The 15,487-nt window shown below is 72.1% G+C and carries 14 protein-coding genes; 11 read left to right on the top strand and 3 right to left on the bottom strand.

Annotated elements, in window-relative coordinates:
- Positions 1 to 46 precede the first annotated feature (46 nt).
- From AB0B45_RS39565 to AB0B45_RS39550, 4 genes are all read left to right on the top strand, one after another.
- On the top strand, positions 47 to 1,288 hold the full coding sequence (locus tag AB0B45_RS39565) for an ABC transporter substrate-binding protein (protein WP_358141907.1): 1,242 nt from the start codon (positions 47 to 49) through the stop codon (positions 1,286 to 1,288).
- Entirely contained in the window at positions 1,289 to 4,072 is a 2,784-nt protein-coding gene (locus AB0B45_RS39560) for an ATP-binding cassette domain-containing protein (protein WP_358141904.1), read from the top strand.
- Complete coding sequence (locus tag AB0B45_RS39555) at positions 4,069 to 4,815, top strand: ABC transporter ATP-binding protein (protein ID WP_358141902.1); 747 nt, start codon at positions 4,069 to 4,071, stop codon at positions 4,813 to 4,815. The genes AB0B45_RS39560 and AB0B45_RS39555 overlap by 4 nt, the downstream gene beginning before the upstream one ends.
- Before the next feature lie 98 nt (positions 4,816 to 4,913).
- On the top strand, positions 4,914 to 6,230 hold the full coding sequence (locus tag AB0B45_RS39550; RefSeq protein ID WP_358141899.1) for a transposase: 1,317 nt from the start codon (positions 4,914 to 4,916) through the stop codon (positions 6,228 to 6,230).
- A 167-nt stretch (positions 6,231 to 6,397) separates the two neighbouring features.
- Here AB0B45_RS39550 and AB0B45_RS39545 read toward each other — a convergent pair whose 3' ends face one another.
- Complete coding sequence (locus tag AB0B45_RS39545) at positions 6,398 to 7,210, bottom strand: thioesterase family protein (protein ID WP_358141897.1); 813 nt, start codon at positions 7,208 to 7,210, stop codon at positions 6,398 to 6,400.
- 45 nt (positions 7,211 to 7,255) lie between these two features.
- Here AB0B45_RS39545 and AB0B45_RS39540 point away from each other — a divergent pair, with 45 nt between their 5' ends.
- Positions 7,256 to 7,915 (top strand): TetR/AcrR family transcriptional regulator, encoded by a 660-nt coding sequence (locus AB0B45_RS39540; RefSeq protein ID WP_358141895.1) that lies wholly within the window; start codon positions 7,256 to 7,258, stop codon positions 7,913 to 7,915.
- On the opposite strand, the gene AB0B45_RS39535 is transcribed toward AB0B45_RS39540, so the two are convergent.
- Positions 7,905 to 8,762: a LysR family transcriptional regulator gene (locus AB0B45_RS39535; RefSeq protein WP_358141892.1), complete on the bottom strand. Its 858-nt coding sequence runs from the start codon at positions 8,760 to 8,762 to the stop codon at positions 7,905 to 7,907. The two genes, AB0B45_RS39540 and AB0B45_RS39535, sit on opposite strands and share 11 nt — an antisense overlap.
- Positions 8,763 to 8,834: 72 nt before the next feature.
- Between AB0B45_RS39535 and AB0B45_RS39530 the strand changes: the two genes are divergently transcribed.
- From AB0B45_RS39530 to AB0B45_RS39515, 4 genes are read left to right on the top strand one after another with little or no spacing between them, the layout of a single operon-like run.
- Complete coding sequence (locus AB0B45_RS39530) at positions 8,835 to 9,491, top strand: type 1 glutamine amidotransferase domain-containing protein (RefSeq protein ID WP_358141889.1); 657 nt, start codon at positions 8,835 to 8,837, stop codon at positions 9,489 to 9,491.
- A 24-nt stretch (positions 9,492 to 9,515) separates the two neighbouring features.
- A complete protein-coding gene (locus tag AB0B45_RS39525) occupies positions 9,516 to 10,601 on the top strand; it encodes an acyl-CoA dehydrogenase family protein (RefSeq protein WP_358141887.1) in 1,086 nt (361 codons plus the stop codon).
- Positions 10,598 to 11,497 carry an acyl-CoA dehydrogenase family protein gene (locus AB0B45_RS39520; protein ID WP_358141884.1) on the top strand — a complete coding sequence of 300 codons (900 nt, stop codon included), beginning with the start codon at positions 10,598 to 10,600 and terminating at the stop codon, positions 11,495 to 11,497. The genes AB0B45_RS39525 and AB0B45_RS39520 overlap by 4 nt, the downstream gene beginning before the upstream one ends.
- A complete protein-coding gene (locus tag AB0B45_RS39515; RefSeq protein WP_358141881.1) occupies positions 11,494 to 12,318 on the top strand; it encodes a TIGR03619 family F420-dependent LLM class oxidoreductase in 825 nt (274 codons plus the stop codon). The genes AB0B45_RS39520 and AB0B45_RS39515 overlap by 4 nt, the downstream gene beginning before the upstream one ends.
- An 18-nt stretch (positions 12,319 to 12,336) precedes the next feature.
- Here the strand turns inward: AB0B45_RS39515 and AB0B45_RS39510 are convergent, their stop codons facing one another.
- A complete protein-coding gene (locus tag AB0B45_RS39510; RefSeq protein WP_358141878.1) occupies positions 12,337 to 14,379 on the bottom strand; it encodes a CHAP domain-containing protein in 2,043 nt (680 codons plus the stop codon).
- Between the two features lie 204 nt (positions 14,380 to 14,583).
- Here AB0B45_RS39510 and AB0B45_RS39505 point away from each other — a divergent pair, with 204 nt between their 5' ends.
- Positions 14,584 to 15,195, top strand: a complete 612-nt coding sequence (locus tag AB0B45_RS39505; RefSeq protein ID WP_358141876.1) for a PaaI family thioesterase — start codon at positions 14,584 to 14,586, stop codon at positions 15,193 to 15,195.
- A 74-nt stretch (positions 15,196 to 15,269) separates the two neighbouring features.
- The gene (locus AB0B45_RS39500; RefSeq protein ID WP_358141873.1) at positions 15,270 to 15,407 is read left to right on the top strand and encodes a hypothetical protein; all 138 of its coding nucleotides are present in this window, start codon (positions 15,270 to 15,272) and stop codon (positions 15,405 to 15,407) included.
- The last annotated feature ends 80 nt before the right edge of the window (positions 15,408 to 15,487 follow it).

Below are 15,487 nucleotides of genomic sequence, written 5' to 3'. Positions count from 1 at the left end.
TGACGCAAAACCAAGCGAGCGCTAGGCCAAAAAGGCGGAGGCTGGGTTGCGGCGAGAACTCGTGGTGCTGGCAACGGTGGTGACGCTCGCGGGGTGCGCGGCGCAACAGGGAACGGCGGCTCCGGGCGGCGGTGGACAGACCCCCGGAGTGACGGACACGACGGTCAAGGTCGGCGGGGTGCTCACCAAGACCAGCGCCAGCGGCTACTCGACCAAGGACGCGGAGATCGGCGCGAAGGCCAGGTTCGAGCGGGCGAACGCGGCGGGCGGCGTCCACGGCAGGAAGATCGAGTTTGTCGGCGCCGAGGACGACACCCAGGACGCCGCCAAGGGCGACGCCGCCGCCAAGAAGCTCGTCCAGAAGGACAAGGTCTTCGCGCTCGTCCCCGTCCACGCCCCCAACTTCGGCGGCGCCGTCTTCCTCGAACAGCAGGGCGTGCCGTGGTTCGGCTGGGCGACGGGCCCGCAGTGGTGCGGCACGAAGACGGGCTTCGGCTACAACGGCTGCCTGGCGCCCAAGGCGGGCGCGGGCTCGCAGACCTGGTGGGGCAACCAGATGGCCGACCTGCTCGGCGGCGCCGACGGCAAGACCGTCTACGTCCAGACCTCCGACTCCAGCGGCAGCAAGTACGGCGGCAAGACCATCTCCCAGTCCTTCCAGGCCGCCGGGTTCGAGCTCGTCGGGCTCAACTCCGCGCTGCCCGCCGCCGCGCCGCCGGCCGACTGGCTGCCCTACGTCGACAAGATCATGACCTCGAACGGCGGCGCGCCGCCCGACATCGTCGTGTCGATCATCGCGGGCACCAAGTTCAACGTCGGCCTCTACTCGGCGCTGAAGAAGGCCGGGTACAAGGGCGTGCTCAGCGACGCGACCAGCTACGACTCCGCCATCCTCAAGGACGCCGCCACGGCCCAGGCGCTCGAGGGCGTGATCGCCGCGCCGATGTTCGAGCCCTTCGAGTCCAGCGCCCCCGAGATCGCCCAGCTCAAGCAGGACGTGGAGAAGGTCGCCCCCGGCGCCACGCTCACCCAGCACCTGGCGATCGGCTACTGGTCGGCCGACATCTTCCTGAAGATGCTGGAACAGACGGGCAAGGACCTCACCCGCGAGAAGTTCCTCGCCACCGGCAACGGCGCGTTCAGCTACGAGAACGCCGGCTTCGGGAAGATCCAGTACCCCAAGGACCACGACGAGCCCAACGGCTGCGGCGCGCTGGTCAAGCTCCAGGGCGGCGCCTACCAGGTCGCCAAGAGCATGAAGTGCTTCGACAACGTGCCGCTCAAGTAGATGCTCGCCTACGTCCTGAGCGGACTGGTCACCGGCGCCGTCTTCGCGGTGCTGGCGTCGGGCCTGACCCTGTCCTACGCGTCCACGGGCGTGTTCAACTTCGCCCACGGGGCGGTCGGCTTCCTGACCGCGCTGGTCTTCTTCGAGCTCAACGTCGGTCTCGGGTGGCCGGGATGGGCCGCGGCCCTGCTCGCCGTACTCGGGTTCGCCCCGCTGCTCGGGTACGGCCTGCACAAGGCGATGTTCAGGGGCCTGGCCCACGCGGGCGAGACCGCGCAGATCGTGGCGACGATCGGGCTGACGATCGCGCTGCCCGCGCTAGGCCTGCTGATCGCCGACCTCGTGGACGGGCCGCTCGGCCTGCCGCCCGCGGACGCCACCGCCCTTCCGCACGGCGTCGGGCCCTACCCCGCGGCCGAGGTCGCGCTCGGCGGGATGACCTTCGACTCCGACCAGCTCATCACGTTCTGTGTCGCGGCGCTGGTGGCGGCGGGGCTGTGGCTGTTCATGCGGCACACGCCGTACGGGCTGCGGATGCGCGCCTCCGTCGACCGGCGGGGGCTGGCCACGCTGCGCGGGATCGACGCCGACGCCACCTCGGCGCTGGCGTGGACGCTCAGCTCGGGGCTGGCGGGCCTGGCGGGAGTGCTGGCCGTCCCCGTGGTGGGGCTGGACTCGGGGGCGTTCACCGTGCTGCTGTTCGCCTCGGCGACCGCCTCGGTGTTCGGGCGGTTGCGCTCCATCCCGTGGACGTTCGCCGCGGGACTCGGGCTCGGCGTGGTGCAGAACCTGGTCGCGGGCTACGCGGACTTCGCGGCCGAGATCACCGGGCTGCGCACCGCCGTCCCCGTGATCCTGCTGTTCGTCGGGCTCGTCCTGCTCAACAGGTCGCGCGAGCGGGTGGCGGGCAGCGCGGCCCAGGACGTGCCGCCGCCTGACTACCTGGCCGACCTGCCCGTGTGGCGGCGACGGCTGCCGTGGCTGGTCTCGCTGGCGGCGCTGCTGGCCTGGACGTTCACCAGGCCCGCCGACGACTTCTACGTGGGCGTGGTGGCGCAGGGGCTGGTGCTGGCGCTGATCTTCTGCTCGTTCGTGGTGGTGACGGGCATCGGCGGGATGGTGAACCTCGCCCAGGCCGCCTTCGCCGCGATGGCCGCGCTGACCTGCGGGTGGGCGCTCTCCTCCGGCTGGCCGTTCCCCGTGGCGATCCTGGTGGGGGTGCTGGCGGCCGCGGCCGTCGGGATGCTGGTGGCGCTGCCCGCGCTGCGGCTCGGCGGCCGGATCCTCACGCTGGCCACGCTCGCGCTGGCCCTCCTCGCCGACCAGGTGCTCTTCCAGGTCGACGCCTTCAGCAACGGGACCATCGGCTGGCCGCTGCCCGCGCTCTCGTTCGGCTTCGCCGACACCGCCGATCCACGCGTGCGGGTCGTGCTGCTGCTGGTCCTCATCGGGCTGGTCGGGGTCGTGGTCCGCAACCTGGAGCGGTCGGTGTCCGGCCGGGCGATCCTGGCGGTCAGGTCGGCGCCCGCCGCGGCGGCGACCGTCGGGGTGTCGGGGCCGCGCACGAAGATCATGCTGTTCGCGCTGGCGTCGGCGATCGCGGGGCTGGGCGGGGTGCTGTACGCGACGTCGAAGGGGTCGATCACGGCGACGGACCTTCCGGCGTTCGCCGGGTTCGTGTGGCTGGCCGTGGTGGTGCTGCAGGGCGTGCGCAGGATCGGCGGGGCGGTGCTCGGCGGGCTGATCGCGGCGATCTTCCCCGAGCTGCTGGCGGGGTGGGAGATCTCGGCGCACGTGGGCGCGATCCTGTTCGGGACCGGCGGCATGATCCTCGCCAGGCATCCCGACGGGGTCCTCGCCCAGCTGGCCCAGGCCCGCCACCGCCGCCGCGCCGGTCGCGCCGCCGAGCCCGCGGTCTCTCCTCAGGACCGCGCCCGAGGGACCGCCACCCCGTCCCCTGCCCCAGGCGACCCGCCCGAAGGGCTCGCCGGAGTCCGGCGGGAGGAGGCGCCCGGATCGCGGGCTGCCGCTTCCTCCGCGCTTCCCGGAGACCGCCTTGAACAGCTCGCCGGCGCCCGCGGGGAGGGGACGCCGGGACCAGCCCCGGTGCTCGGCCTCGAAGGGGTCGTGGCCGGCTACGGCGACGTGACCGTCCTGCGCGGCGTCGACCTGGAGATCAGGCCGGGCGAGGTAGTCGCCCTCCTCGGCGCGAACGGCGCGGGCAAGTCCACCACCTGCGCCGTCGCGGCAGGGGACGTGCCGGTCACCACGGGAAGGGTGCTGCTCGACGGCCGCGACATCACCGGCCTGCCCGCCCACCTGCGGGCCCGCGCGGGAGTCCTGCTCGCCCCCGAGGGGCGTGGCGTCTTCCCCGGGCTGACCGTCGAGGAGAACCTGCGGACCTGGCTGGACGCGCCCGACCAGGTCTACGAGCGGATGCCGCAGCTGGCCGCCCGCCGTACCGTGCCGGCGGGGGCGCTGTCGGGCGGCGAGCAGCAGTTGCTCACGCTCGCGCCCGCCCTCGTCAGGCCGCCCCGCGTGCTGATCGCCGACGAGCCGTCGCTCGGCCTGGCCCCGCTGATCGTGGAGCAGGTCTTCGCCCTGTTCGCCGAGCTGCGCGAGCGGGGGGTGGCGCTGCTGCTGGTGGAGGAGAAGGCCACCGAGGCGCTGGCCGTGGCCGACAGGGTGGCCTTCATGCGGCTCGGCCGCGTCACCTGGACGGGCCCTCGCTCCGAGGTGGACGCCGACCGGCTGACCGCCGCCTACCTGGGGGTGTCGTCATGAGCACGCTGGCCGTGGAGGGCGTCTGCGTGGCCTTCGGCGGGGTCCGCGCCCTGTCCGAGGTCTCCTTCACCGTGCCGGACGGGCAGGTATGCGGCGTGATCGGCCCGAACGGCGCGGGCAAGACCACGCTGTTCGACGTCGTCTCGGGCCTGCGCCGCCCGCAGTCGGGGCGGGTGCTGGTCGCCGGCACGGACGTGACCGGCGTCTCCGCGGTACGGCGGGCGCGGGCGGGGCTGCGCAGGACCTTCCAGCGCACGCAGGTCTTCGGCCGCCTCACCGTGGCCGACAACGTCCTGGCCGCCATGGAGTGGCGCGGCGGGGGCGGGGGCGTGCCGGCCGACCTCGCGGGCCTGCCGGGCAGGCGGCGGCTGGAGGCGGCGCGGCGCGAGCGGGTCGAGGAGGTCCTCGACCTGTGCGGGCTGCTGCCGCTGCGCGACGCCTACGCGGCCGCGCTGCCCGTGGGACAGCGGCGGCTGGTCGAACTGGCCCGCGCGCTCGCCGACCGCCCCGCCGTCCTGCTGCTCGACGAGCCGACCTCGGGGCTCGACGCGGACCAGACGGCCCGGCTGCGCGAGGTCGTCGCCGCGCTCGACACCACGGTGCTGCTGGTCGAGCACGACATGGGTTTCGTCATGGACACCTGCGACCACCTCGTCGTCCTCGACCTCGGCAAGGTCATCGCGACGGGACCGCCGTCCTCGATCAGGGCCGACCCCGTGGTCCGCGCCGCCTATCTCGGCTGACAACGCCGCGGGTCACTCTCCAGGACCTGAGCACGCCCTGACCCGTACTTTTGGAACCGAGCGTGACCACGCATACACCAAACGATAGGGTGAGCCTTGTGGGGCTGGAGAAACGCAACCGTGCTCATGTTGCGCGCCTGGACCTGGACGAGCGGCAGATCGCCGCCCTGGACGGCCAGGCGCACAACGCGCGGGTGGTGTGGAACCTGCTGCACGAGTTCTGCACCTTCCGCCAGGGACGCCTCGCGTCCCTGGCCCAGTGTGACGAGGCGATTCGCCAGGCCCGCAAGGAGATCGACTGGCTGAAGGATCTGCCCGCGCAGGCGGCGCAAGCCGTCCTGAAGACCTACCGGCAGGCGTGGGCGAACTTCTTCAACCCCGACCATCCGGCCAGACGCCCGACGTTCAAGGGCCGGTTCTGCGCCCGGATGGCCGTGGACGTCCCCCAAGGCCGGGATCTGAACATCACCCGGATCAACCGGCGGTGGGGCGAGGTCAACATCCCCAAGCTCGGTCGGGTCCGGTTCCGGTGGACCAAGGACCTGCTCGGCCTCACCCGGGGCGGCCCGGACGGGAAGATCACCGGGGCGCGGCTGGTCAAGGAGCCGGGCGGGTGGCACATCGTCTTCCGTACCCAGACCGAGCAACCGTTGCCCGCCCCGCACGCGGGACCGGCAACCGCGATCGACCGCGGCATCACCGTGCCGTTGGCCCTGGCCACCGGGGAGAAAATCCGCCACCGCAAGGAATGGCTGACAGGCGGGGAACAAGAGCGGCTGCTCCGCCTGGAGCGGAAAGCCGCCCGCCAGAAACGAGCGGCCACACCGAGCTGGCCCACCAGCAACCGGTTGAAGAGAACCTACGACCAGATCGGCAAGCTCCGCGCGAAAGCCAAGCGCCGCCTCACCGACTGGCAGCACCAGACCACGGCCGAGCTCGCCGACCGGTTCGGGACCATCGTGCTCGAAGACCTCAAGGTCAAGAACATGCTGGCCTCCGCGTCCGGCACCATCGAAGCGCCGGGGACGAACGTCGCGCAAAAACGGGGCCTGAACCGGGCCATCGCCTGCGAGGCATGGTCGCGCACTGCCGAGTTCCTCACCTACAAGGTGATCGACAAGGGTGGGAAGGTCGCCGTCGTCCCGGCACCGGGCACCAGCCGGGAATGTCACGCCTGTCACACGATCACCGAGGGCTCGCGGGAGAGTCAGTCCCGGTTCGTGTGCAAGAACCGAGCTTGCGGGTGGATCGGCAACGCTGACGTCAACGCCGCCCGCACCCAGTTGTATCGGTACAACTCAGCCGCCGGACAGGTGGTCACTGGACGTGGAGGCCTTGCCGTACTGGGGCCTGTGAAGCGTCAAGCAACTCATGGTGGGATTACCCGTGCCACTCTGCAAGGGGTGGCCGCGTAGCGGTCATGAGAATCCTCCCCATTCATGCGGAGGAGCACGTCAATTCGACTCCAAGACCGCGGAGGACCAGTCGGCGCAGGCCATCGAGACCTGCGCCGTGGTGATCACCCGGGCGATCTACGGCTGAGCCGCCCCGGTGGATCCGCCAGGATGATCAGCCGGGCGCCTCACGGCTGGGGCGGGGTGCGGACGGCGGCGAGCTGGGTGGCCTGGGCGACGAGGCGGCCCTTGGCGTCCCAGGCGTGCGCGGTCTCGTCCATCCGCTCGGCCGTCACGTCGGCGGCGGTCAGCCGTACCCTGAGGGGTCCCGGCGCGGGCAGCCGCCTGATGTAGGCCGACAGCTGGATCGTGGGCACCCAGCCGGGCGCGCCGAGGTCGAAGGAGACCGGCGGCACCGGGTCCATGGCGACCAGCAGCGACAGCGGGTCCCAGTCGGAGCCGTCGGCCAGCCGCTGCCAGCCGGCGATGACCCCCTGGCGGGCAGGCTCGCCGAAGGCGAAGGCGAGATGGGCCGGGTTGAGCCGCTGCTCGACGACCTCCATCAGCGACACCCGCATCCCCGCCCCCGGGGGCTCGGTGGGCGACAGCCAGCACTCCTGCTCGTCGGGCAGCTCCACCGGCTCGAGCCCCGACCACCACGGGTCGTCCTCGCCGAGGCGGCCGAGCGTGATCAGGGCCTCGACGAGCGGGGCGTCGTTCTGGGACATCCGGGCGCGGACCTGGGTGACGGCCTTGCCCCTGCGCAGCGTCTCCACGTCGATCCGCACGGCCCCGAACGAGGGCGGCGAGATGAACGAGCCGCTCACCGCGGTCAGGTGCGGGTGGTCCTGACCCGCGCTCTCGATGGCGGCCCTGCCCATGACAGCCAGGAGGTAGCCGCCGTGGGCCTTGTCGCCGACGCTCCACTTCTCGTCCAGCGTGGCGTCGAAACCACCGTCCGCGCGCGCGGCAACAGCGGTCGCATCCCTAAATGTCGTCATATGGTCACATTGACGGCGTCAACCTGACGATGTCAACCTGATGGGATGAAGCGGGTACGCGCCAATCCTGGCGAAGGGGTGAGGCTGCGCGAGCAGATCCTCGCGGCGGCCGAGGAGCTCCTGGTCGAGACGGGGCGCGAGGAGGCGTTGACGTTGCGCGCGGTGGCGGGCCGTACCGGCGTCTCGACCCCGTCGGTCTACCTGCACTTCGCCGACAAGGACGCGTTGATCGAGGCGGTCTGCCTGCGCGCGTGGGACGAGCTCGAACGGCGGATGCGCGAGGCCGCGCGCGGTATCGACGACCCGTTCAGGGCGCTGGGCAGGTGCGGCAGGGTCTACGTGCGCTTCGCGCTCGACCACGCCGCGCAGTACAGGGTGCTGATGATGCGGCAGGGCTCGGGCTCGGCGGCCGAGGCGTGCTTCGGCTACATGGTCGAGGCCGTCTCGGCGTGCGTGGCGGCGGGCGTGCTGCGCGGCGACCCGCAGACACTCGCGCTGGGGCTGTGGTCGGCGGCGCACGGGTGCGCCTCGCTGCTGATCAGCCAGCCGTCCTTCCCCTGGCCCGAGGATCTCGACGCGTTCATCGATGACACCGTCAGGATGGCAGGCTTCGGTACGGCTCTCGCCTCGCGCCTGCCCCGCCATGGCATCTCCACCGAGGTCGTCGCCGAACTCGACGCCTTCGCCGCCAGGCTCACCGAGTAGGCGCCAGTCTTCCCCTGAACTCCGCGAGGAGGTGGCCGTACACCGTGGCCACCGCGGGCCTGGCCAGGCCGCCCGCACGGACCGCGAGGTAGCCGGTGTTGAGGGGCGGGACCTCCGGCGAGGCCAGCGCGACCAGCCGTCCCGCCGCCAGGTCGTCGGCGCACAGGTAGGCGGGCAGCACCGAGACGCCCGCCCCCGCGCGCACCGCGGCCAGCACGCCGCGCAGGTCGGGGATGATCGCCCGCGCCGTCATGCTCGCCCGGCGCCCGAAGACCGTTCGCCAGTAGCGCCTGATGATCGGCAGGTCCTCCGCGTAGGCGATGATCGGCCCGTCCATCGGCACACCCGGCGCCGCCACCAGCACGAACTCCTCGTCGTAGAGCGCCTCGGCCTGCACGCCGCGCACGCGCGGCCGTACCGTGGAGATCACCAGGTCCAGCCGCCCCGCCGCCAGCTCGGTCAGCAGGTCATCGGTCAGCCCGAACGTGGTGCGCAGCACCAGCCCCTCCGCGACCAGCGGCGCGAGGACGGGAATCGCCTCCACGCACACGAACTCGGCGGGCCCGCCCAGGTGCACGCTCTGCCCCGAGGGCAGTTCCGAGCCCACCACCTCGGCCAGCGCGTCGAGCGATCCGGCCACGCGCCTGGCCAGCTCGTCGGCCGCGGCGGTCGGCGCGACGCCCCGAGGCAACCGGTCGAACAGCGGCCGGTCCAGCGCCGCCTCCAATGCCCTGACCTGCGCCGTCACGGCGGGCTGCGACAGCTCGAGCGTCTGCGCGGCGGCCGTGATCGAGCCCGTACGGTGCACGGCGAGGAAGGTTCTCAGCAGGTCCAGTGACAGCGACATATCAGTATTATGATGCCTACAGGCCTGCTCGGCTATTTGTCGCTGATGGCTTGGAGAGGCATCATCGAGGTCATGAGCAAGCGCATTCTGATCGCCCTGACCAGCCATGACGACCTTGGCGGGGTGCGAAAGACCGGATACTACGTCTCCGAGGCAGCCCATCCGTGGCACGTCTTCCGCGAGGCGGGGTTCGAGGTGCGGGTGGCCAGCGTTCTCGGCGGGCAGCCGCCGCAGGACGGCTACGACCCCGACGACCCCGCGCAGCCCGCCTTCCTCGCCTCCGACGAGCTGCGCGACGCGGGCAGGCTGGCCGACCTCGACGGTCGCGACTTCGACGCCGTCCTGTTCTCCGGCGGCCACGGCACCATGTGGGACTTCCCCGACGACCCAGGCGTCGCCCGTATCGGCAGGGAGGTCTACGAGAACGGCGGTGTGGTGGCCGCCGTCTGCCACGGCCCTTCCGCGCTGGTGAACCTGACGCTGTCCGACGGCACCCCGCTGGTGTCGGGCAAGCGCGTGGCCGCCTTCACCAACGCCGAGGAGAAGGCCGCGGGAGTGGCCGATGTCGTGCCGTTCCTGCTGGCCGACGCCCTGGTCGCGAAGGGCGCCACGCACGAGCCCGCGCCCGACTGGCAGCCGAGGGTGATGGTCGACGGCCGGCTGGTGACGGGGCAGAACCCGGCCAGCGCCACCCCGCTGGCGGAGCGGCTGGTCGAGCTTCTCAAGTAACCAAGCGTGCGCTAGGTTGGGTGAGTGGATCTCGACTTCACCCCCGCAGAGGAGACCTTCCGCGCGCAGGTGAGGGACTGGCTCGCGGGTCACGTGCCCCCGCGGCTGCCCTCCATGGACACGCGGGAAGGCTTCGAGGCGCACCGCGCATGGGAGGCGGACCTGGCCGCCGCGCGCCTGTCGGTGGTCTCCTGGCCCGAGGAGTACGGCGGGCGGGCCGCCTCCCTGATGGAGTGGCTGATCTTCGAAGAGGAGTACTGGGCCTCCGGCGCTCCCGGCAGGGTCAGCCAGAACGGCATCTTCCTGCTCGCGCCCACCCTCTTCGCCTTCGGCACGCCGGAGCAGCGGGCCAGGCTCCTGCCGAGGATGGCGCGAGCGGAGGATGTATGGGCGCAGGCCTGGTCGGAGCCCGAAGCGGGCAGCGACCTGGCGGCGCTCACCTCGCGAGCGGTCAGGGTGGACGGCGGCTGGCTCCTGCACGGGCAGAAGACGTGGAGCTCCCGCGCCGCCTTCGCCTCCCACGGCTTCGGCCTGTTCAGGACCTCGGGCTCGCGCCACCACGGGCTGACGTACTTCCTCTTCCCGCTCGACGGCGTGCTCGTCAGGCCGATCGCCCAGCTCGACGGCACCCACGGCTTCGCCGAGCTGTTCTTCGACGGCGTCTTCGTGCCCGACGACATGGTCCTGGGCGAGGTCGGGCAAGGCTGGAAGATCGCGATGGCGACCACGTCGTCCGAGCGCGGTCTCACGCTGCGCAGTCCCGGACGGTTCCTCGCCACCGCCGACCGGCTGGTGTCCCTGGCCCGCGACGCCGATCCCGTGCTGCGGGACAGGGCGGCCAGGTGCCTGATCGACGCAGAGGCCTACCGGCTGCACACGTTCGGAGCCGTCATGGGCGAGCTCGGCGCGACCACGAGCCTCGGCAAGGTCTTCTGGTCCGAGCTCGACGTGCGCATGCACACCCTCGCCATGGAGCTCCTTGGTCCGGCCGCCGCGTCGACGCCGTGGTTCGACGGGTACCTGTTCTCCCTCGCGGGGCCGATCTACGCGGGAACGAACGAGATCCAGCGCAACATCATCGCCGAACGCGTCCTGGGGCTGCCCCGATGAACTTCACCTTCACCGACGAACAGCTCTCCTTCGGCGCCGCCGTACGGGAGGTGCTGCGCGACCACTGCCACCCCTCGGACCGGGGGTCAGGCTGGAAGCAGCTGGCCGAGCTGGGCTTCTTCGCCGCGCTGGTGGGTGAGGAGGCGGGCGGGCTCGGGTTGTCGCTGATCGACGTGATCCCCGCTCTCGAGGAGACGGGCAGGGCGGCCATGACGGGGCCCGTCGTGGAGACCCTGGCCGCGGCGCCGCACCTGCCGCTCGCGGGACGGGCCAGCCTGCTCGTGGACGGTGTGGCGCTGGACGCTGACCTGGCCGAGGTGGTGGTGGACGTCGCGGGGCACTCGGTGGCTAGCCCGGTCCTGGAGCCGGAGCCGGGTGTGGACCCTGGGCGCGTGCCGTTCTCGGTGAGCGCCGTGGGGCCAGGCGAGGCGTTCGCAGGGGCGGACCTTCTTCTGCGCAGAGTGACGGTCGGGGTGTCGGCACAGCTCATCGGGGTGGCCAGGGCGCTGCTCGCGAGGTCGGTCGACCACGCGAAGACCCGGACCCAGTTCGGGCGGCCGATCGGGGCGTTCCAGGCGGTCAAGCACCAGCTGGCGGATGTGGCGATCGCGGTGGAGTTCGCCGCGCCCCTGGTCCACAGGGCGGCCCTCTCGGTGGACCGCACCGCTTCCCTGCCGCCGTCCCGCGTCGACCGTGACGTCAGCGCCGCGAAGGCCGCCGCGGGCGAGGCCGCGGCGCTCGCCGCCCGCACCGCGCTCCAGGTGCACGGCGCCATCGGTTACACCCACGAGCTCGACCTGCGCTTCTGGCTGGCCAGGACCTGGTCGCTCACCGCCGCCTACGGCACCACCGCCCTCCACAGGGCCCGCGTCACGGAGGCGGTGTTCGGCGCGTGAAGTTCGGCGTCCCCCTCGGGCTCCTCCACCCCGCCGCGTGGAAGGACGTCGCCGTCGCCGCCGACGAGCTCGGCTTCGAGTCGCTGTGGATGCCCGAACACCTCGTCTTCGCCACCGACCTGTCGCTCGCTCGCTACCCGGGCTCCGCCGCGCCCGGCATCACCCCGCACACCCCGCTGTTCGACGCCCCCGCCTACCTGTGCTGGCTCGCCGGGCTCACCTCCACGATCAGGCTCGGTACGGCGGTGCACCTGTTCGCGCTGCGCCACCCCTTCGTCTCCGCCCGCGCCTTCGCCACCCTCGACCTCGTCTCCGGAGGGCGGGCCATCTGCGGCGTCGGGGCGGGCTGGTACCCCGGTGAGTGGATCGCCGCCGGAGTCGACTTCGCCACCCGGGGACCCCGCCTCGACGAGGCCATCGCGGTGACCCGCCGCCTGTGGTCGGAGAAGTCCGTGGCCCACTCCGGCCGGTTCTTCACCTTCCCTGAGGTCGCCTTCGAGCCGAAACCGATCCAGCAGCCGCTCCCCATCCTCGCGGGCGGCGAGTCGGCGGCGGCGTTGCGCAGGGCCGCCACCTTGTGCGACGGCTGGATCAGCATGCCGCACACGCTGGAGTCGGCCAGGCCACAGCTGGAACGGCTGGCCGAACTGCGCGGCGGGCGGCCCTGCTCGGTGACCGTGCACGCGTACGGGCTGGCGTCGCCTGAGGAGGTGACCGCGTGGGCGGCGATGGGCGTCGACCGGCTGATCGTCCGCCCTTGGACGCGCACCCGCGACGCCGTGGACCGCCTGACCGCCTTCGCCGCCGAGTACGGGGTCTGACCGGCGTCGGCGCCGGGGTCAGGCTCGGTGGCGGCCCCTCCGGCCTCTGGCGGTACGGCCGGCCGTGTCCGTCTCAGGGGAGAGGCCGGCGCCGACGAGGGCGGGTTCCCTCTCGACGGCCTCCCACAGGGTGTGCCACGGCTCGGGGACGGGCACAGGCTGGACGGCCGCCCGGCCCTGACCTGATGGGAGGGTCGTCCGGGTCTGGGTCGGTTGGGCGGTCGCGCGGGTCGGGACCGGTTGGGCGGCCGAGCGGGCCGGGGTCGCCTGGCGGTGGCGGCGGCCTCTGAGCGGGGCGTCAGGGGAGAACGTGGTGGCGGGGGCGCCCGTGGAGGTGGCGCGGTGGGTCCTGACGGTCTCCGCGGCCCGGTGGCGGCGGCCGCGCGCAGGGACGTCCGGCCTGAACGTGGTCGTCTCGTCCGCCGGGTGCTCCCTGCGGCGGCGCCTGCCCCGGTAGCCGTCGAGCGACCTGGGCTCATGGGCGGCGGCGAAGGCCGACCCCTCCCAGGCCTCGAGGACGTCGTGACCGGTCCCCGAGGCGGGAGCCGTACCGAAGACGTCCAGGTCGGGGTGGTCGTCCCTGAAGGGGTTGCGGCCGCCGCCGAACAGGTCGAGGTCGGTGTTGAGGATGGCGTCGTCGTCCGTGAACGGGTCGCGGCGGGATCCGAACAGGTCGAGGTCGGTGTTCAGGATGGCGTCATCGGCGCCGGTGGGGCCGCGTCCGGTCGTGCTGAACGCGTCGAACGGCGTGGTCGAGGCCTCCAGTTCGGCCACGATCGCGTTCGAGGCCGCCAGCCCCGCGGCGAGCGCGGCGGCCGCGTCGAGGTCCGACCGGACGGCGCCGGGAAGAGCGTCGAAACCGGTGGTCGCCACGCTGGAGGGTGCGGCCAGTGCGGTGAGGGGGGTCGTTGCTTCTGCCGCGGGGGCCAGTTCCGGCGTGGTGGTCGCCGGGGTGAACAGCGGCTCGACCGGACGCGTCGATCCGGGCCTGCGGCGGCGCGTCCCCGCGGCGCGGCGGCGACCAGGACCGCGGTCGGGCTGGAGCTCCGGCTGGGGGTCGAGCCGTCGGGTGGTCGAGGGGCGGGCGGCGGGCTGGCGGGACGAGCGGGAAGCGGCCGCGGCGGCCGCGGGCCGTACCCTCAGCTGGCGGGTGCGGGCCACGGCCAGCAGCCCGAGCGCGGCCAGCAGCACCGGCCCGATGATGGCGGGAGCGCCGAGGCTGGGCACCGGCGTCGCGGCCGACGTGTCCTTGAACGCGGTGACGGGTTCGCGGGTGACCGCCGCGGTGTCGGCGGTGGCGGGCTTGGCGTGCTTGCCCTTCTTGGCACCCTGCTTCTGCCCTGCGGTCGTCGTCGCGGGCGCGTCACCGGGGGCGGGGGCGGAGGGGACGGAAGGCGAGATCCTGGGCGTGACCCCCTGCTCGCCCGCCGCGGACACCGAAGGATCGGGCGAGACGGTCTCCCGCTTGGGGATGAGCGCGGTGACGCCCGTCGTCTCGGACTGCGGGGGCAACTGGAGCCTGTCGACCTGGCTGGGCTCGGTGTCGGGCGGGAACGACCCGTCGACCTCGGCCTCCTTCAGCTTGGCCGCCTCCAGCTTCTTCTTGATCTTCTCCGGGTAGCCGTAGCCGACGACCTTGCTCTGGTCGCGTTCCTTGCGCTTGGCGACGCCGCCGTCGATGTTGCCCTCGATCGTGAAGATCGTGTCCCCTTCGACCCTCGTGACGATGCCAACGTGGTCGATATTGTCGATCTTGTTGGAGCCGCTCCAGTCGTAGAAGACGAGCGCGCCGGGCTTCGGCTTGTGCCCCCACGCGTCGTTCTCCTTGAACCACTCCGCGTGCGCGACGGTGTAGGCGAACTGCCCGACCCACTCCTCGTAGCCCAGCTTGTGCGCGGCCCAGGACAGGAACATGTCACACCAGGGCGCGCCGCTGTAGTCGGCGTCGAACTCGACCGTCTTGCCGTACCAGTCGCCGAACTTGGTGTACGCGCCTTTGCCCTCCGCGTAGCCGAGTTCGTTTTCGAGGAGCTTGAGAAGCTTGTTTGTCTCTGGGGTCATGGAAGTATGAAGGGACCTTCCGTGCACGATGGGGCTCGTGAGGTTGGAGGCTACCTTGGGAACGGGCAGGTCAAGCACTCCTCAAGTCCCCGCAAAGTCCCCTGGCGAGTGGAAACCCCAGGTCAAGAGGCTTCCAGGAATTTCTCCCGAAAACCGACATATCCGGAAAAGATCTACCGAATGGGGTTCGGTAGGGTGTCCCGCATGTCGGTCGAACTAGGAACCGAGGAATCCCGCCTCGCCGCCCTCTGCGCCCTTGCCCAGCAGACCCGTGATCTGATGGACGCGGTCGCCCTGACCGACGTCGCCGAGGCCGATCTCACGGCCGCCACCGCGATGCTCACCGCGGTCACCGAACGCCTTCGCGCCACGATCCGCCAGACCCCGCAACCGTTCGAGATCGCCCCCCACGGCACGCTCAGGCACCTCGGCAACGCGGTCACGGGCGGCGCGAACCCGCACGCGCTTCCCCTGGTCATCGAGGTGTTCGGTGGAGGGGTGCGCGCCGAGGTGGTGTTCAGGCCGCTGCACGAGGGGCCGCCGAACGGCGTCCACGGCGGCATCAGCGCCATGATCCTCGACCACCTGCTCGGCCAGGCGGTCGCCACCGCGGGCTCGGCGGGGATGACGGGCACGCTGACCGTCCGCTACCGCAGGCCGGTGCCGTACGGGACGGTCCTGGTCGCGACCGCCGAGTACACCCGCACCGAGGGCCGCAAGACGTGGGCCGAGGGTCGCATCGCGCTGCCGGACGGCGAGTCGCTGGTGGAGGCCACGGGCCTGTTCATCACCCCCGCCGCCTGGATCGGCATCTGACCCTCTCCCCGGCCGGGGGCAACCTGGTCGTCGCGCTGCTCGGGCCCGCACTGCCGGGCTCGCTGCGTGGCCGCATGCAGGCTCGCCTCGACGGGCACACCGTCCTCGCCTACACCCCCGACGCGCGGGGGGCCGGCCGCTTCACCCGGGCCATGCGCGCCACGCTCGAATCCCACGCGCGACGGCCGCTGCCCGCCACCCCCGGCCCGTAACGGATCTGACCCGTACAAACCGGTCACGTTCGGTGACCGTTACTGATTCGTTGTCAACCGGGGGTGAGCCTTCCGGGTCC

Source organism: Nonomuraea sp. NPDC049152, from assembly GCF_040648355.1.
Lineage (GTDB): Bacteria > Actinomycetota > Actinomycetes > Streptosporangiales > Streptosporangiaceae > Nonomuraea.
The sequence above is the reverse complement of the archived record's forward strand: the minus strand, read 5'-3'. Positions and strand labels throughout refer to the sequence as shown.